19 protein-coding genes and 1 pseudogene (1 of these 20 only partly in view) are annotated in these 24,474 nt (G+C 72.8%); 6 read left to right on the top strand and 14 right to left on the bottom strand.

Annotated elements, in window-relative coordinates; translation table 11 throughout:
- Window positions 1-716 carry the 3' portion of an RDD family protein gene (locus tag ACSUPV_RS24680; protein ID WP_436948568.1) on the top strand. Its footprint begins 358 nt before the window's first position, so only the last 716 of its 1,074 coding nucleotides appear in the window; its start codon lies off the left edge, out of view; the stop codon is at window positions 714-716.
- Between the two features lie 26 nt (window positions 717-742).
- Here ACSUPV_RS24680 and ACSUPV_RS24675 read toward each other — a convergent pair whose 3' ends face one another.
- The 9 genes and pseudogenes from ACSUPV_RS24675 to ACSUPV_RS24635 form a co-directional block, all read right to left on the bottom strand.
- Window positions 743-1,357 (bottom strand): hypothetical protein, encoded by a 615-nt coding sequence (locus tag ACSUPV_RS24675; RefSeq protein ID WP_037767529.1) that lies wholly within the window; start codon window positions 1,355-1,357, stop codon window positions 743-745.
- Window positions 1,358-1,490: 133 nt separating this feature from the next.
- Window positions 1,491-2,948: an adenosylhomocysteinase gene (gene ahcY, locus ACSUPV_RS24670; RefSeq protein ID WP_031119192.1), complete on the bottom strand. Its 1,458-nt coding sequence runs from the start codon at window positions 2,946-2,948 to the stop codon at window positions 1,491-1,493.
- 323 nt (window positions 2,949-3,271) lie between these two features.
- Entirely contained in the window at window positions 3,272-4,246 is a 975-nt protein-coding gene (locus ACSUPV_RS24665; protein ID WP_031119193.1) for a cation diffusion facilitator family transporter, read from the bottom strand.
- Between the two features lie 167 nt (window positions 4,247-4,413).
- Window positions 4,414-5,565 (bottom strand): mannose-6-phosphate isomerase, class I, encoded by a 1,152-nt coding sequence (manA, locus tag ACSUPV_RS24660; RefSeq protein WP_382618318.1) that lies wholly within the window; start codon window positions 5,563-5,565, stop codon window positions 4,414-4,416.
- A 54-nt stretch (window positions 5,566-5,619) separates the two neighbouring features.
- Window positions 5,620-6,747, bottom strand: coding sequence for an SIS domain-containing protein (locus ACSUPV_RS24655; RefSeq protein ID WP_031119196.1), 1,128 nt, complete (start codon window positions 6,745-6,747; stop codon window positions 5,620-5,622).
- Between the two features lie 107 nt (window positions 6,748-6,854).
- Window positions 6,855-7,025, bottom strand: coding sequence for a Trm112 family protein (locus ACSUPV_RS24650; RefSeq protein ID WP_078651036.1), 171 nt, complete (start codon window positions 7,023-7,025; stop codon window positions 6,855-6,857).
- 69 nt (window positions 7,026-7,094) lie between these two features.
- Complete coding sequence (locus ACSUPV_RS24645; RefSeq protein ID WP_382618316.1) at window positions 7,095-8,459, bottom strand: phosphomannomutase/phosphoglucomutase; 1,365 nt, start codon at window positions 8,457-8,459, stop codon at window positions 7,095-7,097.
- A 103-nt stretch (window positions 8,460-8,562) separates the two neighbouring features.
- Window positions 8,563-10,175, bottom strand: a pseudogene (locus ACSUPV_RS24640) (L-lactate permease).
- A gap of 120 nt (window positions 10,176-10,295) precedes the next feature.
- The gene (locus tag ACSUPV_RS24635) at window positions 10,296-10,718 is read right to left on the bottom strand and encodes a DUF3499 domain-containing protein (protein ID WP_010034669.1); all 423 of its coding nucleotides are present in this window, start codon (window positions 10,716-10,718) and stop codon (window positions 10,296-10,298) included.
- 294 nt (window positions 10,719-11,012) lie between these two features.
- On the opposite strand from ACSUPV_RS24635, the gene ACSUPV_RS24630 reads away from it, so the two are divergent.
- The gene (locus tag ACSUPV_RS24630) at window positions 11,013-11,468 is read left to right on the top strand and encodes a metallopeptidase family protein (RefSeq protein ID WP_078651037.1); all 456 of its coding nucleotides are present in this window, start codon (window positions 11,013-11,015) and stop codon (window positions 11,466-11,468) included.
- A 10-nt stretch (window positions 11,469-11,478) separates the two neighbouring features.
- Here the strand turns inward: ACSUPV_RS24630 and ACSUPV_RS24625 are convergent, their stop codons facing one another.
- The 3 genes from ACSUPV_RS24625 to ACSUPV_RS24615 all read right to left on the bottom strand — a co-directional run bounded on the left by ACSUPV_RS24625 (window position 11,479) and on the right by ACSUPV_RS24615 (window position 17,078).
- Window positions 11,479-12,996, bottom strand: a complete 1,518-nt coding sequence (locus ACSUPV_RS24625) for a DUF5719 family protein (protein WP_382618314.1) — start codon at window positions 12,994-12,996, stop codon at window positions 11,479-11,481.
- Window positions 12,993-16,652 carry a glycosyltransferase gene (locus ACSUPV_RS24620; RefSeq protein ID WP_436948567.1) on the bottom strand — a complete coding sequence of 1,220 codons (3,660 nt, stop codon included), beginning with the start codon at window positions 16,650-16,652 and terminating at the stop codon, window positions 12,993-12,995. The genes ACSUPV_RS24625 and ACSUPV_RS24620 overlap by 4 nt, the downstream gene beginning before the upstream one ends.
- Window positions 16,653-16,814: 162 nt before the next feature.
- Window positions 16,815-17,078, bottom strand: coding sequence for a WhiB family transcriptional regulator (locus ACSUPV_RS24615; protein WP_010034659.1), 264 nt, complete (start codon window positions 17,076-17,078; stop codon window positions 16,815-16,817).
- A gap of 659 nt (window positions 17,079-17,737) precedes the next feature.
- On the opposite strand from ACSUPV_RS24615, the gene ACSUPV_RS24610 reads away from it, so the two are divergent.
- The 4 genes from ACSUPV_RS24610 (at window position 17,738) to ACSUPV_RS24595 (ending at window position 21,649) form a co-directional block, all read left to right on the top strand.
- Complete coding sequence (locus tag ACSUPV_RS24610) at window positions 17,738-18,244, top strand: cysteine dioxygenase (RefSeq protein WP_031119202.1); 507 nt, start codon at window positions 17,738-17,740, stop codon at window positions 18,242-18,244.
- 55 nt (window positions 18,245-18,299) lie between these two features.
- Window positions 18,300-19,259 (top strand): 2-phospho-L-lactate transferase, encoded by a 960-nt coding sequence (gene cofD / locus ACSUPV_RS24605; RefSeq protein WP_359794425.1) that lies wholly within the window; start codon window positions 18,300-18,302, stop codon window positions 19,257-19,259.
- Window positions 19,256-20,572 carry a coenzyme F420-0:L-glutamate ligase gene (locus ACSUPV_RS24600; RefSeq protein ID WP_382618310.1) on the top strand — a complete coding sequence of 439 codons (1,317 nt, stop codon included), beginning with the start codon at window positions 19,256-19,258 and terminating at the stop codon, window positions 20,570-20,572. The genes cofD and ACSUPV_RS24600 overlap by 4 nt, the downstream gene beginning before the upstream one ends.
- A 75-nt stretch (window positions 20,573-20,647) precedes the next feature.
- The gene (locus ACSUPV_RS24595; RefSeq protein ID WP_436948566.1) at window positions 20,648-21,649 is read left to right on the top strand and encodes a DNA-3-methyladenine glycosylase family protein; all 1,002 of its coding nucleotides are present in this window, start codon (window positions 20,648-20,650) and stop codon (window positions 21,647-21,649) included.
- Window positions 21,650-21,754: 105 nt separating this feature from the next.
- Here ACSUPV_RS24595 and ACSUPV_RS24590 read toward each other — a convergent pair whose 3' ends face one another.
- Both ACSUPV_RS24590 and ACSUPV_RS24585 read right to left on the bottom strand, forming a co-directional pair.
- Window positions 21,755-22,837 carry a sugar phosphate nucleotidyltransferase gene (locus ACSUPV_RS24590; protein WP_436948565.1) on the bottom strand — a complete coding sequence of 361 codons (1,083 nt, stop codon included), beginning with the start codon at window positions 22,835-22,837 and terminating at the stop codon, window positions 21,755-21,757.
- A 144-nt stretch (window positions 22,838-22,981) separates the two neighbouring features.
- On the bottom strand, window positions 22,982-24,442 hold the full coding sequence (locus ACSUPV_RS24585; RefSeq protein WP_436948564.1) for an N-acetylmuramoyl-L-alanine amidase: 1,461 nt from the start codon (window positions 24,440-24,442) through the stop codon (window positions 22,982-22,984).
- Between the last annotated feature and the right edge of the window lie 32 nt (window positions 24,443-24,474).

Here is a 24,474-nt window from a genome sequence, read left to right as displayed (position 1 = left end):
CCTTCGGGATCGTCGCTTGTATCGCCTCGTTCGTATCGGTACGTGGGCGGCGGCTGGGAGATGTCTTCGCGGGGACTCTAGTCGTGCGGGAGCGGATTCCGGTGGCGCGGACCGGTTATGTTCCGCCTCCTCCGCCCTGGCTGGCGGGGCGGTTCTCGGGGCTCGATCTGTCCGCGGTGCCCGACGGGTTGTGGCTCGCCGTTCGTCAGTACCTGACGCGCATGCAGCAGCTGGACCCGCAGGTGGGCTGGTCCATGGCGGAGCGGCTGGCGTCGGATCTGGCGGAGCGTACGGGGGCTCCGCTGCCGCAGGGGATCCCGCCGGCGGCGTATCTGGCCGCGGTGGTGCAGGAGCGGCAGGCGCGGGAGGCGCGGCGGGCCTTCGGGAACGGTTCGGCCACGCCCGGCGCTCCGGCCTCGGCGGCACCTTCGGCGGCATTCGCTTCCCCCGCTCCCTCCGACTCCTCTGCTCCCCCCGCCTTCTCTGCTGCTCCTCCAGCCCCTTCTGCTCCTCCGGCCTCGCCTGCTCCTCCGGCCTCGTTTGCTGCTCCAGGCGCGGAACGGGCTGCGGCGTCGGGCGTGGATCCCACTGCCGGTGTCTCGCCCGTCGTGCCGCCTCGGGCGGCGTCCCGGCCGACAGCCGAGGGTCGGCCCTCCGAGTCGGGCGGGGTGTCGGCGGGCGATCGTCCCGGCAGCGGGTTCGTACCGCCGGCGTAGTGGGCGCCGACGCGGTCACTGTCCGCTCAGGTGAAGACCGACGGCGGTGATTCCAGGTCCTCGAGTTCGATGCCGGGAGCCGCGAGCACCACGTCGCCGGCGATGTGGACGGAGTGCTGTTCGCCCGTGTCCAGGGCTGTGACCTGGTATTCGTCCACGGTCAGGGGGCCGTTGTCAGTGGCGTGTGCTTCTCTTTTCAGCAGAGCCCACGACTGGTCCACGGTGCGCGGGGCGAGGACCGGGTCCGTGAAGGCGACGAGGCGCACGCGAGTGGCGGCTGCGGAGGGGGTGAGGCGCAGGAGACGAGCGGTGGCGACGAGGAACGCCGGGGAGGTGCCGGTGAAGGCGTGGGCGCGCACATTGCCTTCGGTGGCGTCGGTCCCGGTGGGGTCGGTACGGACCCAGGTGACGCCGTCGAGGGCGGCGCCGCGGACCTGCCAGGCGGCGGCGTGGAGTTCGAGGCGGATGGGGCGGCCGAGTTCGTCGAGGGTGAGGTCGACGGAGCCGTGGTGATCGCCCGAGGGGGTGGTCAGCTGAGAGACGTAGCGCCAGCCGGAGGGGCCGATGGCGCACTGGAAGTGTTCTTCTGCGAGGGGGGTGTGATCGTGCGGATCATGGAGCGAATAACGGCCGCGGGGCATGGGGGTCCTGGGTCCTGACGGGCTCGGCCGGTCGTCGGCCGGTCGGAACGGGGCAGGCCCCCGGCACGGGGGTGCGGGGGCCTGCCTCGAACTGTGACCGGCGGCGAACCTACCGGCAGCGGTGCTGCTCGGCTCAGTAGCGGTAGTGGTCCGGCTTGTAGGGGCCTTCGACCTTCACGCCGATGTACTCGGCCTGCTCGGGGCGGAGCGTGGTCAGCTTCACGCCGAGCGCGTCAAGGTGGAGGCGGGCGACCTTCTCGTCGAGGTGCTTGGGCAGCACGTAGACGCCGGTCGGGTACTCGTCGGGCTTGGTGAACAGCTCGATCTGGGCCAGGGTCTGGTCCGCGAAGGAGTTGGACATCACGAACGACGGGTGGCCGGTGGCGTTGCCCAGGTTCAGCAGGCGGCCCTCGGACAGGACGATGATCACCTTGCCGTCGGGGAAGGTCCAGGTGTGGACCTGCGGCTTGACCTCGTCCTTGACGATGCCGGGGATCTTGGCGAGGCCGGCCATGTCGATCTCGTTGTCGAAGTGGCCGATGTTGCCGACGATGGCCTGGTGCTTCATCTTGGCCATGTCCGAGGCCATGATGATGTCCTTGTTGCCGGTCGTGGTGATGAAGATGTCGGCCTTGTCGATGACCTCGTCGAGGGTCGTGACCTGGTAGCCGTCCATCGCGGCCTGGAGGGCGCAGATCGGGTCGATCTCGGTGACGATCACGCGGGCGCCCTGTCCGCGCAGGGACTCCGCGCAGCCCTTGCCCACGTCGCCGTAGCCGCAGACGACCGCGGTCTTGCCACCGATCAGGACGTCGGTGGCGCGGTTGATGCCGTCGACGAGGGAGTGGCGGCAGCCGTACTTGTTGTCGAACTTCGACTTGGTGACGGCGTCGTTGACGTTGATCGCCGGGAACAGGAGGGTGCCGTCGCGCTGCATCTCGTACAGGCGGTGGACGCCGGTCGTGGTCTCCTCGGTGACGCCGCGGATCTCCGAGGACAGCTGGGTCCACTTCTGGGGGTTCTCGCCCAGGGTGCGGGTCAGCAGTTCGAGGATGACGCGGTGCTCGTCGGACTCGGCGGTGTCGGGCGAGGGGACCTTGCCATCCTTCTCGTACTCGACGCCCTTGTGGACGAGGAGGGTGGCGTCACCGCCGTCGTCCAGGATCATGTTGGGGCCGCCGGTGGGGCTGTCCGGCCAGGTCAGCGCCTGCTCCGTGCACCACCAGTACTCCTCCAGGGTCTCGCCCTTCCAGGCGAAGACGGGGACGCCCTGCGGGTTGTCCACCGTGCCGTTGGGGCCGACGGCGATGGCCGCGGCGGCGTGGTCCTGGGTGGAGAAGATGTTGCAGGAGGCCCAGCGGACCTGGGCGCCGAGGGCGACCAGGGTCTCGATGAGGACGGCGGTCTGCACGGTCATGTGCAGGGAGCCGGTGACGCGGGCGCCGGCGAGGGGCTGTGCCTCGGCGTACTCCTTGCGGATCGCCATCAGGCCGGGCATCTCGTGCTCGGCGAGGGTGATCTCCTTGCGGCCGAACTCGGCCAGGGAGAGGTCGGCGACCTTGAAGTCCTGTCGGTTCTCGACAGTCGTCATTGCGAGCTGCTCCTCGGGTTGGGTCGAGGGTGGGTACGGCTGGTCTGCGCGGCGGCGGACACAGGGGTGCCGAAGGAGGACACAGGCATGCCCGCGTACGCGCAGCGCAGTCCGTCGGAGGCCCTCTCTCCCTCGGCCGGTCCGCGGTGGGACCGCCCGACCGCCATCAGCAGCGACGTCTGGCTCCGTCCCAAGCTACACCGGGGGCGGGTGCGAACCCCAGTCCGCCCGCGAACACATCGAGCCGATCATGTGACGGGTTCGGGTAAGGCGGCGGGGCCCGCCGAGTGGTTCGACGGGCCCCGTGGGTGCGGCAGGGGAGGTCAGTGGGCCGCGGGGGCCGGGCCTCCGGGGGAGGCCTCGGGGTCGGGGCCCTTGGCGGCCTCGGTCTCGCTGTAGATGTCCGGCTCGAGGTAGATCACGCGGGCGATCGGGACGGCCTCGCGGATGCGGGCCTCGGCGGCGTCGATGGCGGTGGCGATCTCGGTGGCCGTCTCCTCGTGGCGGACGGCGATCTTGGCGGCGACGAGGAGTTCCTCGGGGCCGAGGTGGAGGGTGCGCATGTGGATGATGCGGGTGACGGTGTCGCCGTCGACGACGGCGGCCTCGATCTTCTGGGTCTCCTCGACGCCGGCGGACTCGCCGAGCAGCAGTGACTTGGTCTCGGCGGCGAGGACCAGGGCGATCAGGATGAGCAGGACGCCGATGCAGAGGGTGCCGATGCCGTCCCAGACGGCGTCGCCGGTGAGCAGGGCCAGGCCGACGCCGCCGAGGGCGAGGATCAGGCCGACGAGGGCGCCGAGGTCCTCCAGGAGGACGACCGGGAGTTCGGGGGCCTTGGCGTGGCGGACGAACTCCTTCCAGGAGCGCTTGCCGCGCAGGACGTTGGACTCCTTGATGGCGGTGCGGAAGGAGAACGCCTCGGCGATGATCGCGAAGACCAGGACGCCGACCGGCCAGTACCAGTGGGTCAGCTCGTGCGGGTGCTTGATCTTCTCGTAGCCCTCGTAGAGGGCGAACATGCCGCCGACCGAGAAGAGGACGATGGAGACGAGGAAGGCGTAGATGTAGCGCTCGCGGCCGTAGCCGAAGGGGTGCTGCGGGGTGGCCTCGCGCTTGGCCTTCTTCCCGCCGACGAGCAGCAGTGCCTGGTTGCCGGAGTCGGCGAGCGAGTGCACGGACTCGGCGAGCATCGACGACGAGTTGCTGAAGATGAACGCCACGAACTTCGCTACCGCGATCGCGAGGTTGGCGGCCAGTGCCGCCACGATCGCCTTGGTGCCGCCTGACGCGCTCATATGTTCGCGTTGTCCCTTCGTACGCCGTTCCAGGGCCCAGGGCGCCGCGTGGGTGCGGCGCCCGTGGCTTTGCCCGTGCTTGACGGTGGGCCATTGTTGCAGCCCGCTGCGGTCGTGGTGCTTCAGGTCACCAGCACGGGGGTCGTTGAAACGGTCGGGCGGAAGAGTCAGGCGACGACGGTGGCCCGGAAGAGCGTGCCGGTTCCGGACACTTCGGCCTTTTCGCCGGCGGGGACGAAGACGGACCGGCCGGGGGTCAGGTCGTGCTCGCCGGCACGGACGGTGCCGGACGTGCAGAGCAGGATCTGCGGGGTCGGGCGGGTGAGGTCGTGGGCGGTGCCCGCCTCGGGGAGCACGTAGCGGGAGAGGCGGAACTCGTCGATCGGGGTCTCGTAGACCTCCTCGCCGTCCGGGGAGGCCTCGGGGCGCAGGACGCCGGGGTCGCTGGGCTGGAAGCGGACGATGCGCAGGAGCTCGGGGACGTCGACGTGCTTGGGGGTCAGGCCGCAGCGCAGGACGTTGTCGGAGTTGGCCATGATCTCGACGCCGAGGCCGTTGAGGTAGGCGTGCGGGACGCCGGCGCCGAGGTAGAGGGCCTCGCCGGGCTGGAGCCGGACGCGGTTGAGCAGCATCGCGGCGAGGACGCCGGGGTCGCCCGGGTAGTGGTGGGCGATGTCGGCGTAGGGGGCGTAGGCGCCGCCGAGGCGGTCGCAGGCGGCCGCGGCCTCGGCGACCGTGCGGGACATCTCCTCGGGGTCGGCGGTGAGGATCGCCGTGAGGACCTCGCGCAGGGCGGCGTCCTCGGGGTGGGCGTGCAGCAGGTCGACGTAGGGCTTGAGGGAGTCGACGCCGAGGTCGTCGAGGAGGCCGGCGGCCTCGAGCGGGGGGCGGAAGCCGCACAGGCCGTCGAACTCGGTGAGGGCGCAGATGAGTTCGGGCTTGTGGTTGGCGTCCTTGTAGTTGCGGTGCGGGGCGTCGACGGGGATGCCGCGGCGCTCCTCGTCCGCGTAGCCCTCCTTGGCCTGCTCCAGGTCGGGGTGGACCTGGAGGGAGAGCGGGGCGCCGGCGGCGAGGATCTTCAGGAGGAAGGGCAGGCGGGGGCCGAACCTGGCGACGGCGGCCGGTCCGAGTTCCTTCTCGGGGTCGGCGTCGATGACCTCGACGAGCGTGCCCCGCTCGGTGCGCGAGGGGGCGCCGGGGTGGGCGCCCATCCACATCTCCGCCTGCGGTTCGCCGGTCGGTTCGACGCCGAGAAGCTGCGGGATGGCGGTCGGGGAACCCCAGGCGTAGGGGCGGATGGTGTTGTCGAGGCGGTCCATGGGGTTCTCTCTGCGTGTTCGGGCGGCGGGCGCGTCAGGGTGTCCCGGGCAAGATCAGGCCCTCGAAGCGAGCGCCAGGTAAACCGCGGCGAAATCTGTGATGGCGATCAGTTCCGCGAGGGTCTCCAGTTCGTCGCCCGGCTCCGGTTCCAGTTCGCTGATCGGCGTGTCGTGGCTGAGGGCGAGGTCGCGGGCGCCGGGGGCGGCGGTGAGGCCGCCGATGGGCCGGTCCCGCAGGAGCACCACGCGTGCGTGCAGGGCGGGAGGTTCCTCGACGCGGTCGCGGAAGAAGTCGTCGGGGTCGGCGCTGGCGGCCAGCGGGCCGGCGAGCAGGGCGCTGTGGGCGGCGAGGGCCTCGGGGAGTTCGGCGACGACCGCGGGGGTGCCGGACAGTTCGGCGAGGGCGGCGGCGAAGCGGCGGCCCGCGGGGCCGGCCGAGGTGCCCTCGGTCCAGACGATCGGGAGCGCGTCGGCGAGTTCGGCGGCCAGGGTCTTGGCGGGATTGCTGTAGGTGGCGATGGCGGGGCCGCAGCGTTCGGCGATGCGGTCGAGGCGGTCGGCGACCTTGCCGAGGGCGTCCGGCGGGGCGGCGAGGACTGCGGTGCGGTCCAGGAGCGCGAGGAGCGGGGTGAGCAGGGCCCACAGGACGCCGGGTGCGGAGGCGGCGAGGGGCTCGTCCTGGTCGTAGGGGGCAGTCGCCATGGGGACGAACAGGCCGTGCGTGCCGCCCACGGCGTCGGCGAGCGGGGAGCGGCCTGGCGCCACGGCGACGACCGTGCAGCCCCGGCGGTAGGCCTGCTCGGCGAGGAGGGACAGGCCCGGTTCGGTGCCGTCCGGGGTGGCGATCAGGAGGAGGTCGACGGAGCCGACCCAGCCGGGCAGTTCCCAGCGCAGGGCGCCCGCGGCGGGGGCGACGCCGGTGGGCGCCAGGCGGGTGACCGGGCTGCCGGCGCCGGCGAGGGTGCCGAGGAGGTCGGCGGTGTGGGTGGCGGCGGCGCCCGGGCCAGCGATGAGGACGGCGCGGGGGCGGCCGTCGGGCTTGAGGTCGTTGACGCCCACCTCGGCGGAGTGGCGGGCGGCGGTGCGGACGCGGGCGCCGGCTTCCGCGGCGCCGCGGAGCAGGCCGCGGTGGTCGGCCTCGGCGAGGCCGTCCGGATTGTCGAGCAGCGATTCGTCGAGCATGGGGCGGCAGCCTCCCGATCGCCGGGTCCGTTATGGGGATGTCGTCCTACGCCGGTGCCCACCGAGTCCGCGGCCATGTACGCCGGGGGCGTGCGGGCGGCCGGCGGTCAGGCGGGGCGGCGGGCCTCGTCGACGAGGAGGACGGGGATGCCGTCGCGGACGGGGTAGGCCAGGCCGCAGCTCGTGTCGGTGCAGATCAGCTCGCTGTCCTGCTCCTTGAGGGGGGCGTGGCAGGCGGGGCAGGCGAGAATCTCGAGGAGTCCGGATTCGAGGGGCATAGGGGTTCCTTCGAGGTGCGGGCGCTTGGGGTTGTGCCTGGTCAGGTTACCGCCGGTGGGGGCGGGGCCTCAGCCCCTGATGATCCCCAGCACCTCGTCCCGCACGCGGGCCATGGTCTCCGGGTCCCTCGCCTCCGCGTTCAGGCGCAGCAGCGGTTCCGTGTTGGACGGGCGGACGTTGAACCACCAGTCGGTGGAAGTGACCGTGAGGCCGTCGAGGTCGTCAAGGGTGGTGTCCTCGCGGGACTCGTAGGCGGAGCGGATCGCGGCGAGGCTGGCCCGCTGGTCGGCGACCGTGGAGTTGATCTCGCCGGAGCCGGTGTAGCGGTCGTACGCGGAGACGAGGGAGGACAGGGGGGTCTCCTGGCCGCCCAGGGCCGCGAGGACGTGCAGGGCGGCCAGCATGCCCGTGTCGGCGTTCCAGAAGTCGCGGAAGTAGTAGTGGGCGGAGTGCTCGCCGCCGAAGATCGCGCCGGTGCGGGCCATCTCGGCCTTGATGAAGGAGTGGCCGACGCGGGTGCGCACCGGGGTGCCGCCGTGCTCCTTCACGACCTCGGGGACGGACCAGGACGTGATCAGGTTGTGGATGATCGTGCCCTTGCCTCCGTGCCGGGCCAGTTCGCGGGAGGCGACCAGGGCGGTGATGGCCGACGGGGAGACCGGCTCGCCGCGCTCGTCGACGACGAAGCAGCGGTCGGCGTCGCCGTCGAAGGCGAGGCCCAGGTCGGCGCCCTCCTCGCGGACCCGCTTCTGCAGGTCGACGAGGTTGGCCGGGTCGAGGGGGTTGGCCTCGTGGTTCGGGAACGTGCCGTCGAGCTCGAAGTACATCGGCACCAGGGTCAGGGGAAGGCTGGCGAAGACCTCGGGCACCGTGTGGCCGCCCATGCCGTTCCCTGCGTCGACGACGACCTTCAGGGGGCGGATGGAGGTCAGGTCGACCAGCGAGCGGAGGTGGGCCGCGTAGTCCGACAACGTGTCGCGGGCGCTGATCGTGCCCGTCTTCGCGGCGGGTTCCGGTGCGCCCGACTCGCTCCAGCGCTCGACCAGTTCGCGGATCTCCGCGAGGCCGGTGTCCTGGCCGACCGGGGCGGCGCCCATGCGGCACATCTTGATGCCGTTGTACTGCGCCGGGTTGTGGGAGGCGGTGAACATCGCGCCCGGCAGGTTCAGCGCGCCCGAGGCGTAGTACAGCTGGTCCGTCGAGCAGAGGCCGATCTCCGTCACGTCGGCGCCCTGTCCGGCGGCCCCGCGCGCGAAGGCCCGTGACAGACCCGGGGAGGAGGGCCGCATGTCGTGCCCGGTGGCGATCGCGCTCGCGCCGGTGACCTGCACGAAGGCCGCTCCGAAGAGCTCGGCCAGGGACTCGTCCCACTGGTCGGGGACGACCCCGCGTACGTCGTACGCCTTCACGACCTGCGACAGATCAGCAGCCACGGCCAACCTTCCTGAAAAAGTACTGTCGGTCAGCACAAACTACCTCCGCCCGCTGACAGCGCGCCGGGCGGACACCAAGAGGACTCCGAGACGTCACCTCAGGTCAGGGCAGCATCCAGCCCAGGGCAGCGGTGCTCTGGCCGACGACGATCAGGCACATCACCAGCAGCAGGCCCAGGCTCCACGGCAGTACCTTGCGCAGCAGGTCGCCTTCCCGGCCCGCCAGTCCGACGGCCGCGCAGGCGATGGTGAGGTTCTGCGGGGAGATCATCTTGCCGAGGACGCCGCCGGAGCTGTTGGCGGCGGCCAGGAGGTCGGGCGAGAGTCCGGACTCGCGGGCGGCGGTCACCTGGAGGGCGCCGAAGAGGGCGTTGGCCGAGGTGTCCGAGCCGGTCACGGCGACGCCGAACCAGCCGAGGACCGGCGAGAGGAAGGCGAGCCCGGCCCCGGCCGCCGCCACGAAGTGGCCGATCGTGGCCGCCTGCCCGGACAGGTGACGTAGGCGAGGGCCAGGACGGACGTCACCGTCAGGATCGCGAAGCGCAGCTCGTGGACCGTCGCGAGCCATTCCCTCACCGCCACGCGCGCGTGCACCCCGATGACGACGGCCGTGCAGATCCCGGCGAGCAGGACGAGTGTGCCGCCGGTCGACACGACGGGCCAGGAGAAGACGTTGCCGCTGACGGGTTCGCCGTCGGGTCCGGCCACCTCCAGGAAGGGCCAGTCGTAGGTCTGGGTCGCCTTGGCCAGCCCGTCCTTGACGGCGGGGATCTGGGCGACGGAGAAGATCACGACGATCAGCGCGTAGGGGGCGTAGGCGCGCAGCACCTCGCGGGGCGGGTCCTCCTGGTCCAGTTCCTCGCTGCGCGCGCCGGTCAGCACGGAGGCGCGTACGGATTCGGTGGCGGGCACGCGCGCGTGGGGGACGGCGACCAGGGCGCCCGCGCCCGCGAGGGCGGCGCCGATGTCGGCGAGTTGGGCGGAGACGTAGTTGGCGGCGGCGAACTGGGCGACGGCGAAGGCGACTCCGCACGCCAGGGCGGGCACCCAGGTCTCGCGCAGCCCGCGCCGACCGTCGACCAGCCAGACGAGCACCAAGGGCACCACGAGGGCCAGCAGGGGCGTCTGACGGCCCACCACGGACGCCACGGAATCCAGCGGGAGGCCCGTCACCTGGGCGAGGGTGACGACCGGTGTGCCCATCGCGCCGAAGGCCACGGGCGCGGTGTTGGCGACGAGGGCGACGACGGCGGCGCGCACCGGTTCGAAGCCGAGGGCGACGAGCATGACCGCGCTGATCGCGACGGGCGCGCCGAAGCCGGCGAGCGCCTCCAGCAGCGCCCCGAAGCAGAAGGCGATGACGAGTGCCTGAATGCGCGGGTCGTCGGAGAGCCGCCCGAAGGACCGGCGCAGGATGTCGAAGTGCCGGGTGCGGACGGTCATCCGGTACACCCACAGGGCGTTGACGACGATCCACAGGATGGGGAAGAGGCCGAAGACGGCGCCCTGGGCGCCGCTGGAGAGAGTCTGGCCGAGTGGCATGCCGTAGGCGAGCCAGGCGACCAGGACGGCCGCGAGGAGGCCGGTCAGGCCCGCCAGGTGCGCCTTCATGCGGACGCCCCCGAGCAGGACCAGGACGATCACCAGGGGTAAGGCGGCCACCAGGGCGGACAGGCCGAGTGAGCCGGCGACGGGTTCCAGTTCCTGGACGTACACGGGCGCCTCCCCGGTTTCCGCCATGCGAAAGCGATTTCTCGCGTTCCTGAAACGGAATGGTCATGTCCACGCCAACGCCCCGTCAATGGGTGCGCGTGTGGAGAAACCGAGGGGGCGGGATCAGTTGTCGGGCGACCGCAGGACCCGCAGGTGCCCGCGCCGAGCGACCTCCATCGGGTCGGCCGCGCGACCGCCGCCGCCGGCCCCGGCCGCCCGCTCCTGAGGGCGGGCCGCCTCGCGCACGGCGTTCGCAAGCGCTTCCAGGTCGTCGCCGCTGGGGCGCGCCGGAGCCGAGCCGTCGAGGAGCCGGACGACCTCCCAGCCGCGGGGGGCGGTGAGGCGCTCGGAGTGCTCGGCGCACAGGTCGTAGCAGTGGGGTTCGGCGTAGGTGGCGAGCGGGCCGAGGACCGCGGTCGAGTCGGCGTAGACGTACGTCAGCGTCGCGACGGCGGGACGGCCGCAGGCGGTGCGCGAACAGCGACGTACAGGGCTCACGACGTTGGACGGTACCGCACTCTTGAGCGGGCCGCGACGACTCTCCACCAGGTCACTCCACCGTGTCGTGCTGTGAAACGCCCCACACGCCCCCTCCGACGCACCCGGCTGACCTGCTCGGACACCGTCGTCCGGGGTCTCGAACGGTCGCGCAAGCGGTCAACAGTCGTCACAAAACCCTCATTTGCCGTGAGGTCACCGGTCTCGGAGGGATACGGAATCGAGCCCAACCTTGGCTTGAATGGGCATGTAACGACATGCCGAGAGGGTCGGCCGGAAGCCGCCCGTGGGCCCGTGCGGTGCCGGGCGTACGGGCGCGGCGGGGACTACCCTTCAGCAGTGATGGACAAGCCCGTAACGCCTCGTGCCGCCGCCCCCGGGCCCCGCCGCCGTGATCGCCACGGCCGGGGCATGCGCGGCCCGATCGCACCCCCGCAGGTGCCGCTCGCCGCGAGCCGCGCGGACGCGTTCGCGGATCTGGTGCAGGACTCCGTGGAGCGCCTGGAGCGGCGGTGGCCGCAGCTCGCCGACATCGATTTCCTGGTCCTGGAAGTGCCGCGGCTCGACGGACCCGGCCAGGCCTGGCACGACGAGGCGGTTCCGCTCGGCGGCACGATCAGCGCGCGCGAGGGCCGCCCCGCGCGCGTGGTGGTCTACCGGCGGCCGGTCGAGATCCGTACCAAGGGGCGCGACGAGCGAGCCGCGCTGGTGCACGAGGTCGTCGTCGAGCAGGTCGCCGAGCTGCTCGGGCTGACACCGGAGACGGTGGACCCGCGGTACGGCGAGGACCAGGGCTGAGCCCGCCCGCCTACTTCTGCAGCACCGACAGGTCCTCGTCCGCCTCCGGTACGGCCACCGTCCCCCGGTCGTCCGGGAGCGTCTGCACGGTGAAGGCGGGGACGCCGTCCTCCGACGCCGCCAGGGTGCGGGCCCCGTAGACCGGGCCGCCGGAGACCGGCTCGACCGTGAGCGCGTACGTGCCCTTCAGGCCGCCCGGGACAGGGGGCTCGATGTCCTGGGTCGTGCCGGCCTTGATCGTGTACGTCTTCGACACCGGCGTGCCGCCCTCGCTGCCCGCCGAGGCGGTGACCTTGACCGTGGCCGCGCGGTCGGGGGCGGTCAGGGAGAGCGTGCTGCCCTTGGCGCTGTTGTCCGCGGACGTCGCGCGCGTGCCGACGGGGCGGGTGGCGGGGATGAACGCCGTCTCCTGCTGGTCGCCCTTGCCCCGTACGACCTTCAGGGCCGCCACGACCGGCACCGACTGGTCCGTCGGCGTCAGCACCAGGGAGCCGGCCTCGCCGCGCGTGACGTCGCCGAGGTCGACGGCGGTCGTCATGCCGCCCTTGACGTGCACCGTCTCGTGCCCGGCAGGGGTGATCAGCCCGGAGGGGGAGGCGAGGCGCACCTTCAGGTCCGCGTCGGCGTCGTCCGGGGTGAAGGCGACCAGGCGCACGGAGGTGGCGTCCTTGGGGATGCCGGGCAGGACCAGGCTGCCGGACGGGTCCGTGGAGGCGGCCAGCCAGTCTCCGCCGATCTTGTCGTCCAGGGCCTGCACGGCCGCGCCGACGCGCCCGCTGCGCACGTTGACGTGCACGGTGAGGTCGGTCTGCCGCTCGTCGGTGAGGGTGGACAGCAGGATCGGCTCGCTGGAGTGCGGCTGGACCGTGATGCCCTCGCCCACCGTGGACTGCAGGGCGCCGTCCTTGCCGTAGAGCTCGACGTCGACCACGGCGGCCGAGTCGTCGGGGTTCGTCAGGTGGACGTAGTCGGTGCGGTCGGCGGCCGTGCTGGCGCCCGGGAACCAGAAGTTCGTGTCCGGAGCCGTGCAGTTGACGCCCTGGAGGCCGCGGCCCGTCCCGGCGGCGACCTCCGTCGTCTCCTGGACGGTCCAGCCGGGCGCGAACCTGCCGTCCGCGGTGCCGACGAGGGCGGGTGCCTCGGCGCCGGAGCTGTCGCCGGTGACCGGCTTGCCGGGCTCCCTGGGGGTCAGCACGGGCTTCTGCGTCTTGCCCTTGCCTGGCTTCCCGTCGTCCTTGCCCGCCTGCGAGCCGTCTGCCGACTCCTCGGCGGCCGCCTGGAGTTCGGCCTTGCCGCCGCTCCCGGTGCCCTTGGTGACGGGCGTGAAGGACGTGTAGGACGTCTCCGCGATGTCGGACAGGCTGGGCGCGGGGCACAGCAGGCTCGTGCGCTCCACGGGGAGTTGGGCGGCCGCCTTGGCGGTGGCGGCAGCCGTGCCCGGGGCGTCCGGGGCGGACAGCGCGGCGAAGCCGGTGACGGCGGCGAGCGCGGTCGCGCCGGCGATCAGGGACAGGGTGGTGCGATTCACTGCTGGCTCCCGTCGGGACGCTCACTGCCCGTGCCGTGGGGGTGGTGCTGCTGCGCCGGGTCGTACGGCGTGCCGTAGCCCTGGTGGTAGGCCTGGTCGTAGCCCTGCTGGTCGTACGACGGGGCCGGGGCCTGGCCGCCGTACGCGTACGGGTCGTACTGGCCGCCCTGGTACGGGTCCGCCTGGTACTGCTGCCCGTAGGCGTCGGCCGGGTACGCGGCGCCCTGGTACTGGTCGCCGAAGTTCGCGTACTCGGCGCCCTGGTAGCCGGCGTTGTCGTACTGCCCGTAGTTCTGCTGCTGGGGCACGGCCGCGGGGGGCTGCTCCGGCTGCGGGGGCGGGAACTCCTCGGGCCGGTCCGCTCCTTCGGCCTCGGCCTCCGCCTGCGCGCGCAGGCGGCGGGCGCGGCGGCCCTCGCCGGCGACCGCCTGGGCCGGGACGGCCGGCTCGTCGGGCAGGTCGTCGTCGATGTCGCGGCGGCGACCGGGCAGGGCGAGCACCACGAGGACGACGGCGAGCAGGCCCTGCGCCCACAGCCATGCCGTGTGGCCGATCGGGTCCTCGTAGGTGACGTCCAGCCTGCCGCCGGAGGCGGGGAGTTCGAAGCCCTGGGCCCAGCCGTCGACCATGGTGCGGGTCAGCGGCTTGCCGTCGAGGGTGGCGGTCCAGCCGTCGGCGGCGGAGTCGGCGAGGCGCAACACGCGCCCGTCGGCGCCGGCGGGGATCGTGGTGTGGATGTCGACGGGCCCCGCGGCGACGGTCTGCGGGGTGCCGGATCCGGAGGCGGGGACGATGGCGGCGCGCGCGACCTCCCGGTCGATCTGCCACAGCGCGCTGCCGTCCTGCTGGCTGAGCCGGGTCAGGCCGGGCGTGGCGTCCAGGACACGGGTGACGTCGCGGGGCGCGCCCTTGTGGACGAGGACGTAGCGCACGGCGAAGCCGCCGAGCTGGTCGGCCTGGTCGGCGCCGGAGCCGGCGACGAGGTTGGCGACGACCTTGTCGAGCCTGCTGTTCTCGCCGTCCTCCGCGGCGATCTCGCCGTCACCGAGGCGGGCGCCGGAGCCGCGGACCAGCACATAGCCGACGTGGGCCGGGGAGTCGCTGTCGAGGACCAGGGTGCGGGCCTGGTCGGTGCTGCCGCTCTCCTCGGCGACGAACGCGGGCACCTGGGTCGGGTCGCGCCGCTCCAGGGGCCCGTCGGCGCCGCGGATCATCCAGCCCGCGGCCACGAGCAGCGGGCCTGCGGCCGAGGCGAAGGCGATCAGCAGGGCGACCGGCTGGCGCCAGCCGAAGCTCTGCTCGGCCACGCGCGCGCGTGCCCCGTCGGCGCCGAGCGCGGCGGCGGCCAGGAGGGCGATGCCGTAGACGAGGGTCGCGGGGCCCGCCCAGGTGGAGCTGTTGGACAGGACCGCGAAGACGAAGCCCACCAGGGCGACCGCCCAGGCCGTCCAGATGCCCCCCTGGCGTTCCGAGCGCAGCAGGGCGGCGAGCGCGGCCAGCACGATGCCGATGAGCATCAGGCCGCTGACGGTTCCGGGGCCGCCCGGGCTGGCGCCGAGCAGGTCGACGGCGGAGGCGGCCGAGGCGCCGTACTCCAGGCCCGCCTCCTTGAAGAAGCCGAACGGGAGCAGCGTCAGCGACCAGGGGGCGAGGATCAGCAGGGGTGTGCCGAGCTGGGCGAGGAACCGCAGCCCGTACGCCGTGATGTCGGACCGGCGCAGGACCAGCAGCCCGGCGCCGAGGAGCAGCGCGATGGGCCACACGATGGGGGTGAACGCGGTGGTGATGGTCAGCAGCAGCGCGTACGCCCAGGTGGCGCGCCAACTGCCGCGGGCACCCGAGGGGTTCGCCAGGCCGCCGGCCGCGATGCCCGCGCGCGCGATGAGCGGCAGCAGCACGGCCAGGACGGCGGTGCCGAGGCGGCCGCCGGCGAGGGCGCCGGTGGCGGCGGGCAGGAAGGCGTAGACGACGGCCGCCCACGCGCGCAGCAGCCGGGACTCGACCAGCGGGCGGGAGGCGAAGTAGGCGGTGACACCGGCCAGCGGCACCGAGCAGACGAGCAGGAGCGTGACGGCGAGGCCGGTCGAGCCGAACAGCAGGGAGGCCAGCATCGCCACGAGCGCCACGTACGGCGGGGCGGCGGAGGTGCCGCCGGCGCCGACCGGGTGCCAGGCGTCCAGGTAGCGCGCCCACAGGTCGGCGGAGTCGGCCGGGGCGGGCAGCAGGGCGCCGCCCGCGAGCGCGCCGCCGCCGAGGAGCTGGCGGCAGGCGACCAGGGAGACGAGCAGCAGCACCAGGAAGAGCACCGGGCCGGGCTTGCGCGCGATGCGCTTGAGCCGGGCGAACTGCTCGATCTCCAGGAAGTCGGCGTCGTCGCCGCCCGGGCCGGACTCGACGGCGCCGCCGTGCCGTCCGGCTCCGGCGGCGACCTCCGGGTCGGAGCGGCCGACCAGGTTGCTCGCGACCTGCTCGACGGTGGCGCGGACGGTCGCGCCGGGCGGCGGGAACAGCTGCCGCAGCTCGCCCTTGTCGATCTGGGGCGCGCCTCTGCGCCGGCGCCCGGCGAGGATCCGCTCGGGCCTGAGCAGCGTGCCCATGAGGCCGCGGATCTCGTCGACCGCCTGGCCGGGGACCTTTCCGACGAGGTAGGCGAGGGTCCGCAGCAGCGTGCCGAGCACGATCCGCAGCAGCACCCAGGGGAGCACGGCGGTACGGGTGTTGACGAGCAGGGTGTAGACGGCGCCGGCCTTGTCGACCTTGTGCGGGGAGGCGGCCGTGCGGCCCACGCAGTCGACCGTGCGGCGTTCGCGGGAGGCCGCCTCGGCGTGGCGAACGACCGCCTCGGGGGCGACGAGGACGCGGTAGCCGGCCGCGTGCGCGCGCCAGCACAGGTCGACGTCGTCGCGCATGAGGGGCAGGTGCCGGTCGAAGCCGCCGAGCTGTTCGAAGACGTCGCGGCGGACCAGCATGCCGGCGGTGGACACCGACAGCACGGACCGGACGTGGTCGTGCTGGCCCTGGTCCTGCTCGCGACGGTCCAGGCCGGTCCAGCGGCGGCCGGAGTTGGCGATGCTGACGCCGACCTCCAGGAGCTGCCGGCGGTCGTACCAGCCGCGCAGCTTGGGGCCGACGACGGCCACGTCCTCGCGGCCCAGTTCGTACTCGTTGTCCACGACCCGCAGCAGCTGGGCCAGGGCGTCCGGCTCCGGGGCGCAGTCGTCGTGCAGCAGCCAGAGCCACTGGACCGGTTCGCCGTGCGGGAGCTCGGGCAGGTCGTAGGCGTCGTCGCGCCACGAGCGCGTGACCGGGTCCCAGCCGCTGGGCCGCTTCAGGTAGGGCAGTTCCTCGGGGGTGAGGACCGGGGCGGTGCGATCGCACTCCTCGACGGCCTGGCCGAAGCCGGTGCGGCGGGCCAGGTGGAGCACGCGGTCGGCGCCGAGGGCGTCGGTGACGAGCCGGGCGGAGTCGTCCGCGCTGCCCGTGTCGGCGCCCATCGCGTACTGGACCGGCCGCTCCTGGCCGAGCAGCCCGGCGAGCGCGTCGGGCAGCCAGCGGGCGCCGTCGTGGGAGACGAGGACCGCGGTCACCACATGACGCGGGAACTCAGGTGTGGCAGCGCTGTCGTGATGGGCTGCCGGGTGGCTGTGCACGGACATCGAGGTACGGGCCCCGGTTCGGTGGACTGCGGGGACGCCCGCGACCGGGTGGGGGCAGCGGGGCGTCTCGGACGAGCGACCACACTATCGGCTGCGCAACAAGGGGGCCCGCCGCCTGTGGACAACCCACGGACGACGGGCCCTTCACGAAAGACGGGCGGGTCAGACGGCCGCCTTCTTCAGACGGCGGCGCTCCCGCTCGGACAGGCCGCCCCAGATGCCGAAGCGCTCGTCGTTGGCGAGGGCGTATTCGAGGCACTCGGAGCGGACCTCACAGGCGAGGCAGACCTTCTTGGCCTCCCGGGTCGAGCCGCCCTTCTCGGGGAAGAAGGACTCGGGGTCGGTCTGGGCGCACAGTGCGCGCTCCTGCCAGCCGAGTTCCTCGTCCGCGTCGTCGACCAGCAGTTGCTGCACCGTCTCGGTCATGTGCGCCCCTCGTCTGTCTTTCGCGTCCCCGTGATCTAGCCGTTACCGATTCCGGCTGAACGACACGAGTGAAATTACAAGTGTGCTGCTCCGGGCGAGTCAAGCCGAGATCTGCTATTGAGCCCCTTATTCACTCTGCGGAACCAAGCCCATGCGGAAAGTGTTCAAATCACCATAAAACCTGACACACAGACGGAGCCCACCGGGGCTCACGCCTTCCGCCGGACCCCTCGCAGACCTCTACGGAGAAGGACGCCCAGGAGTTCGATCCCGTTCCGACACGCCCCTCGAAGCGAACCGGATCACAGTCGGATCACGAGTGCGCAACGAGGTTTGTCCGCCCGGATGGACGCCATGTGTCCCGGGCGGGCCATGAACAAACCTTTCATCTGAGCGATCGACCGGATGAGGTGAACCTCATCCCACATACCGGGTCCCGAGTTGACAGTCGAGGTGTGAACCGGTGTCCTTGTGGGCATGCTCGCGAACTTGGCACCCACCTCGACCCGCACCGCCGGGTCCCACGGTGCTGCCCGCGCTCGCTGTAGCTGTTGCTGTTCCAGCTGTTGAGCCCCACCCGCTCCAGCTGAAGGCCGAGCCACCCGTCTCTCGGCCGCCGTTCCCTCTGACCTTCTTTTCACTGAGGAACCACCACACCCATGAACAGCGACAGCGACCTCCAGATCGCCGGCGACATCCTCGAAGTCCCGCACCTGCTCCAGACACCGCGCGAGCACCCGGCCACCGTCGCCGAGTTCGCCGGGCTCGCCCGCTCCATCGCCGCCGACCGCTCCCAGTGGGAGCACCTCGTCCGGTACGACGCGACCAGCCGCTGGTACCACCGGCTGCGCACCGGCCCCGGTTACGAGGTGTGGCTGCTGTCCTGGGTGCCCGGGCAGGGCAGCGGGAGGCACGACCACGGCCGCTCCTCCGGCGTGCTGACCGTGCTGGACGGCACGCTGACCGAGCGCACGGAACGGGGCACGCGCGCCTTGCGGCCGGGCGCGCAGCGCGTGTTCGCGCCGGGGTACGTGCACGAGGTGGTGAACGACGCACTGGAGCCGGCGGTCAGCCTGCACGTGTACTACCCGGGGCTGACGGAGATGCCGATGCACACCGCGCCGCACTGCGAGGCCCTGCCCGAGCCGGGCGCGCTGACCGCCTGACCGGATCCCCCAAGCCGCCGACCGGTTGTCACAGGCGCCTGCAAGACTGGCTCCCATGCGCATTGTGGTTCTGGCAGGCGGCATCGGTGGTGCCCGATTCCTGCGTGGTCTGAAGCGGGCCGTGCCGGACGCGGACATCACGGTCATCGGCAACACCGGGGACGACATCCACCTCTTCGGGCTGAAGGTCTGCCCGGACCTCGACACGGTGATGTACACACTCGGCGGCGGCATCAACGAGGAGCAGGGCTGGGGTCGTGCCGACGAGACCTTCCACCTCAAGGAGGAGCTCGCGGCCTACGGCGTCGGGCCCGAGTGGTTCGGCCTCGGCGACCGGGACTTCGCCACGCACATCGTGCGGACGCAGATGATCGGCGCCGGGTACCCGCTGAGCGCGGTGACCCAGGCGCTGTGCGACCGGTGGCAGCCGGGCGTGCGGCTGATCCCCATGACCGACGACCGGGTCGAGACCCATGTGGCGGTCGAGCTCGACGGCGAGCGCAAGGCGATCCACTTCCAGGAGTACTGGGTGCGGCTGCGCGCCTCGGTGCCCGCGCAGGCGGTCGTGCCGGTCGGCGCCGACCAGGCGAAGCCCGCCCCGGGCGTCCTGGACGCCATCGCCGAGGCGGACGTGATCCTCTTCCCGCCGTCCAACCCGGTCGTCTCCATCGGCACGATCCTCGCCGTGCCGGGCATCCGGGAGGCGATCGCCGACGCCGGGGTGCCGGTGATCGGCCTGTCCCCCATCGTCGGTGACGCGCCCGTGCGGGGCATGGCCGACAAGGTGCTGGCCGCCGTGGGCGTCGAGTCGACCGCGACGGCGGTGGCCGAGCACTACGGCTCGGGCCTGCTGGACGGCTGGCTCGTGGACACGGTGGACGCGGGCGCCGTGGAGCAGGTCGAGGCCGCCGGGATCCGCTGCCGGGCCGTGCCGCTGATGATGACGGACGCCGACGCGACCACGCGGATGGCCCGGGAGGCGCTGGCGCTGGCGGAGGAGGTGCGGGGGGCGTGAACGGCGCGGAGCAGGGGCCCGGCGGGTACCGGGTGTGGGCCCTGGGCGGGCTGCCCGAGGTCGTGGCCGGGGACGACCTGGCCAAGCTGATAGCCGCCGCCGAGCCCGGCCTGGCGGACGGGGACGTCCTGCTCGTCACCTCGAAGATCGTGTCCAAGGCGGAGGGCCGGATCGTCGAGGCGGCGGACCGGGAGGCCGCGATCGACGCGGAGACGGTCCGTGTGGTCGCCCGGCGCGGCGCCCTCCGGATCGTCGAGAACCGGCAGGGCCTCGTGATGGCCGCCGCCGGGGTCGACGCGTCCAACACCCCGTCCGGGACGGTGCTGTTGCTGCCCGAGGACCCGGACGCCTCCGCCCGCGCGATCCGCGCCGGCCTGCGGGACGCCCTCGGCGTCAACGTCGGTGTCGTCGTCACCGACACGTTCGGGCGCCCCTGGCGCGCGGGGCTCACGGACGTCGCGATCGGCGCCGCCGGAGTGCGCGTGCTGGACGACCTGCGCGGCGGCGTGGACGCGTACGGCAATCCGCTCAGCGCCACCGTCGTCGCCACGGCCGACGAACTCGCCGCCGCGGGCGACCTGGTCAAGGGCAAGGCCGCCGGACTGCCCGTCGCCGTGGTGCGCGGGCTCCCACACGTGGTGGCGGACGAGGACGGCGAGGGGGCGCGGGCCATGGTCCGCGGCGCCCGCGACGACATGTTCCGCCTCGGCACGTCGGAGGCGGTGCGGCTGGCGGTGACCCAGCGGCGCACGGTCCGGGCGTTCACGGACGAGCCCGTCGATCCCGGTGCCGTGCGGCGGGCCGTGGCCGCGGCCGTGACGGCGCCCGCGCCGCACCACACCACGCCGTGGCGGTTCGTGCTGCTGGAGTCGGCGGAGTCGCGGACACGACTGCTCGACGCGATGCGGGACGCCTGGATCACCGACCTGCGGCGGGACGGCAAGACGGAGGAGTCCATCGCCAAGCGGGTGCGACGCGGGGACGTCCTGCGGAACGCGCCGTACCTCGTCGTGCCCTGCCTGGTCATGGACGGCTCGCACACCTACGGCGACGCCCGGCGGGACGGAGCCGAGCGGGAGATGTTCGTCGTCGCCGCCGGTGCCGGTGTGCAGAACTTCCTGGTCGCCCTGGCCGGGGAGCGGCTGGGGTCGGCGTGGGTGTCCTCGACGATGTTCTGCCGGGGCGTGGTGCGCGACGTGCTGGGGCTGCCGGCGGACTGGGACCCGATGGGGGCGGTGGCCGTCGGGCATCCGGCGGAGGAACCGCGGGCGCGGGCCGAGCGGGACGCGGGCGCGTTCATCGAGGTGCGGTGACGGACACCGGCCGGGGCCTACCCTCGTAGGGCCCTCACCTCCGACCGCGGCAACCTCACCCAGGGACGTTCACTCATGGCAGGACGGTTCGCTCCTCGCCCCACCCGTACGACCGTGCGCGGGGGGCACGTCGCCGTGGGCGCGGGTGTGCCGCGGCAGGCGGCGGGGCCCGGGCGGGTGCGGGACTGGATGCCCGACGGGCCGCTGGACCTCGGGCTGGTGCTCGGGCCGTTGCGGCGCGGGCCGGCCGACCCGACGTTCCGGGCCATGCCGGACGGGTCGGTGTGGCGGGCCAGCCGCACGCCCGTCGGGCCCGGGACGCTCCGGGTGTGCGCGTACGGCGGTGGGGTGCGCGGGGAGGCCTGGGGGCCCGGGGCCGGGTGGCTGCTGGAGCGGCTGCCGGAGCTGCTCGGGGCGGCGGACGACCCGTCGGCGTTCGTGCCGCGGCACCGGCTGCTGGCGATGACGCGGCATCGGCGGCCCGGGCTGCGGCTGACGCGCAGCGGCCTCGTGCTGGAGTCGCTGATCCCGTCGATCCTGGAGCAGAAGGTCACGACCGACGAGGCGTACCGGGCGTGGCGGTTGCTGGTGCGGAAGTACGGGGAACCGGCGCCGGGGCCCGCGCCCGGGCGGATGTACGTGATGCCGGCGCCCCGGACGTGGGCGTTGATCCCGTCGTGGGAGTGGCACAGGGCCGGGGTCGACAACAAGCGGGCGTCGACGATCCTGCGGGCCGTACGGGTCGCCGCGCGGCTGGAGGAGGCCGTGGGGATGGAGCCCGGGGCGGCTCGGGCGCGGCTGGAAGTGGTGCCGGGGATCGGGCCGTGGACGTCGGCGGAGACGGTGCAGCGCAGTCACGGGGCGGCGGACGAGGTGACGGTGGGGGATCTGCACCTGCCCGGGATCGTGGGGTGGGCACTGGCCGGGGACCGGGACGCGGATGACTCCGTGATGCTGGAGCTGCTGGAGCCGTATGCGGGGCAGCGGCATCGGGCGGCTCGGTTGATCCTGCTGAGTGGGAGAGTGCCGGGGCGTCGGGCGCCGAAGATGCCGCGGTGGGATATCGGGCAGTTCTGAGCTGTCGGGGCTGAGGTGCTCTGCGTTGGTGCTGGGGGCGGGGCGTTGCGCAACCCGGCGCAGCTAAGGCGGCAACGGTGCACCCCGCCCCCGGCGGCCTGCGCGCTACTGGTCCGACGAGAAGCGGACCGCTCCCGCCGGTATGCGGGCGTCGCACCATATGCGGGCGCCCTCGCGGAGTTCGTTGTCGGCGCCGATCACCGCGCCGTCGCCGATGACCGTGCCCGTGAGGACCGAGCGTTCGCCCACGCGGGCCCGGGTGCCGATGAGGGAGTCGGTGATGACCGCGCCGGGTTCGATCACGGCGCCCGGCAGGATCGTGCTGCCGAAGACCCGGGCGCCCTCGGCGACGAACGCGCCCTCCCCCACCACCGTGCCGCCCGAAAGCTTCGCGTCGGCCGCGACCGTCGCCGTCGGCAGGACCAGGCGGTCGCCGCAGCGGCCGGGCACGGCGGGCGACGGGGCCCGGCCGAGCACCAGGTCCGCCGAGCCGCGGACGAACGCCGCCGGCGTGCCCAGGTCGAGCCAGTACGTCGAGTCGACCATGCCCTGGAGGTGCGCCCCGGCGGAGAGGAGGTCGGGGAACGTCTCCCGTTCCACCGAGACCGGCCTGCCCGCCGGGATCGTGTCGATCACCGAGCGGCGGAAGACGTACGCCCCCGCGTTGATCTGGTCGGTGACGATCTCCTCGGGCGTCTGCGGCTTCTCCAGGAACGCCAGCACCCTGCCCGTGTCGTCGGTGGGGACCAGGCCGTAGGCCCGCGGGTCGGTGACCTTGGTGAGGTGCAGGGAGATGTCCGCGCCCGTCGACTCGTGGGTGTCGACGAGGGCCCGGATGTCGAGGCCCGTCAGGATGTCGCCGTTGAAGATCAGGACCGGGTCGTCCGGGCCGGAGTGCAGCCGGGAGGCGACGTTGCGGATGGCGCCGCCGGTGCCGAGCGGCTCCTCCTCCGTCACGTACTCCAGGTGCAGGCCCAGCGCGGAGCCGTCCCCGAAGTACGGCTCGAAGACCTCGGCCAGATAGGACGTGGCCAGGACGATGTGCTCGACACCCGCCGCTCTCGCCCGCGCCAGCTGGTGCGTGAGGAAGGGCACCCCGGCCGCCGGAACCATGGGCTTGGGCGTGTGCACCGTGAGCGGGCGCAGCCGGGTGCCCTTGCCGCCGACCAGGAGGATCGCTTCTGTCACGTGTCGTCTCTGCTTCCTGCCGGGACCGGCCGAACTGTCTTTCGGCCGGTCAGTGTATGCAGACCGTTCCGTGGCGCCTTCGCTGGCCGTGCGGCATTCCGCCCCCATGCCCCCGCTTGCCCCCCGACGGCAGTGAACGTGTACTCAGCGGCCCTGGTAGCGGGCCGCCTGGGAGCGGGCCGAGCCGAGCTTGCCGTAGAGCTTGCGCCCCGGGCACTCCGTCTTGAAGCCGTCCCGGTGCCCTGAGATCACGTTCAGTCGTACCTTCTTACCTTTTCGGTGGAGATTGCTACCAGCCGACTTCAGGTAAGTCTTTCCCTTCGGATTCATCCGGTACAGCCCCAGCTTCCACGCCGTCAGGCGGGCGACGGCCTTGACCGCGGCCTTCGACGGCCTGGTGGCGCCGTACGACCCGAGGACGGCGATCCCCATGCTGTTGTTGTTGAAACCCAGGGTGTGCGCGCCGAGGACCGGCCTCGCCACACCTCCGGCGCGGCCCTCGTAGATCTTTCCGCACTTGTCGATGAGGAAGTTGTAGCCGATGTCCCGCCAGCCCATGCTCTTGACGTGGTAGCGGTAGATACTGCGGATGAGTGACGGGACCTGCGAGCAGCGGTAGTTGTTGCCGCTGGCCGTGTGGTGCACGAAGGCCGCCTTGACCTTCTTCGTGTACCGGAAGCCGCGCTCGCGCAGCCCCTCGTCCGCGCCCCAGCCGCGGCGCGTGGTGATGCGCGGGCGGGGGCCTACGTACGGCCTCGCCCGCTGCTGCGCCGCCTGCTCGGCGCCGTTCAGGGCGAAGAACTCCCGCTCGGTCTCGGCGCGGTTCAGGGCCGCGATCTCGGTGGCGCCGAGGGGCGTGAGCTCGGCGTTGGCGGCGGAGGCTTCGGCGGCGGCGGAGTTCTCGGCGTTCAGGCCGCCGGTGCGGGGGCCGTCCGCGGCGGTGTCCGGGGGCGTCTCGCCCTCTCCGGGGTCGACGAGTTCGAGGCGGAGGCCGGAGGGGAGCGGGGGCGCGGCGGACAGGTCGCGGGTGTCCGTGTGGGGGTGCGCGGGGTCGGTTTCCGCGCTGTGGGGCTCGGCTCGGACCCGGAGTTCCACGCCGTCGGAGTCGCCGACCCACAGCGGTGCCGTGGCGCCGCGTACGCGGCCCGAGGTGCTCTCGGGGGTGCCCGGGTCGGCCGCGTGGTCGGCGTGGTGCGTCTCGACGTCCTGCCAGCCCGACCAGGTGCCGGTGCCGGCGGCGCGGGTGCGGACCTGGACGCGGCCGTGCAGTTCGGCCTCGGGGTCGTCCCAGACGACGCCGACGAGGGAGAAGTGCCGTACGGCGCGGCGGGTCAGGCCCTGTTCGGTGGCGGGGGCGGTGGGGGTGGCGCGGTTGCGGGTGAGGGGTTCCAGGGGGAGGGACTGGGTGCTGCCGGGGGCGTGCGGTTCGATCGCGCGCCGGTCGGTGGTGGCCGGTGTCCCCGCGTGGGACGCGGGTCTCGCTGCCGTGACGGCTTCCGTGGTCGGCACCGGTCTCGCCGTCGCCGCGAGGGCGGGCGGGGTGAGGGGGAGAGCCAGAGCGGCCGCACAGGTGACACCGATCGAGGAAGCAAGGAATCCACGCATGCCCCTGATCTTGGACATAGTCCTATAAGTCT

This window comes from Streptomyces sp. SudanB52_2052, assembly GCF_964272415.1.
Taxonomy (GTDB): Bacteria; Actinomycetota; Actinomycetes; order Streptomycetales; family Streptomycetaceae; genus Streptomyces; species Streptomyces olindensis.
This window is presented reverse-complemented; position numbering and strand designations above follow the sequence as displayed.